The sequence below is a fragment of the Nocardioides sp. genome (assembly GCF_004803405.1).
Classification (GTDB): Bacteria; Actinomycetota; Actinomycetes; order Propionibacteriales; family Nocardioidaceae; genus Nocardioides; species Nocardioides vastitatis.
Map to the genome: position 1 here is coordinate 1 of NZ_SSXI01000191.1, position 893 is coordinate 893.

Annotated in this window: 1 protein-coding gene; it reads left to right on the forward strand. The window is 76.3% G+C overall.

What is annotated here, in order from left to right:
- Nucleotides 1–893, forward strand: an 893-nt coding sequence (gene mptB, locus E7Z54_RS23275) for a polyprenol phosphomannose-dependent alpha 1,6 mannosyltransferase MptB (RefSeq protein ID WP_168798322.1), incomplete at both ends; no start/stop codon positions are given.

Below are 893 nucleotides of genomic sequence, written 5' to 3' on the forward strand. Positions count from 1 at the left end.
CATCGCCCTGGTTCGGCTCGCGGCGATCGCGTGGTCCGCCCCGCTCGTCCTCGCGCCGCCGCTGTTCTCGCGGGACGGCTGGTCGTACGCGGCCCAGGGAATGCTCGCGCGCGTGGGCCTGTCTCCGTACGAGTGGGGGCCCGGCGCGCTGGCGCCGGACCCGTTCGGGCCGATGCCGGCCTGGCTCGCCGGTCCGCCGATCGTGCAGGCGGTGGACCCGATGTGGTGGGAGACCGCGACGCCGTACGGTCCGGTGCCGCTGTTCGCCGGAGCCCTCGCCGCCAACCTCACCGGCAACCCATGGCTGCTGGTGGTCGCGCACCGCGGGGTCGCACTGCTCGGGCTGGTGCTGCTGGCGTGGGCCGTGCCGCGACTGGCGGCGTGGACCGGCGTCAACCCGGCGCTCGCGTCCGCCCTGGTGCTGATCTCTCCGCTGATGGTCGCCAACGGCGTGGCCGGCCTGCACAACGACCTGCTGATGGCCGGGCTGATGGCAGCGGCGCTGGTGGTCGCGGCCGAGCGCGGCTGGGCGTGGGGCGCTGCGCTCGCCGGCCTGGCAGCAGCGGTGAAGGTCCCCGGCGGGCTGGTGTGCGTCGGCATCGCGCTGGTGTCGCTGCCGGCCGGCGCGGCGGTCCTCGCTCGGTTCCGGCGGCTGGCCGCGATCGGGGCGGTGTCCCTCGGGACCCTGTTCGGCCTGGGGGTGGCCAGCGGCCTCGGGAACGGCTGGCTGCACGCACTGACCGTCCCCGGCGAGGTGAACACGCCGCTGTCCGCGACCACGCTGGTCGGTGGGGTCCTCGACTGGGTGGTCGCGATCGCCGGCGTCGGAGCCGAGCCCGCGCTGTTCCGCGACCTGGTGCGCGCGGCCGGCCTGCTCGCGGCGTTCGCGGTGG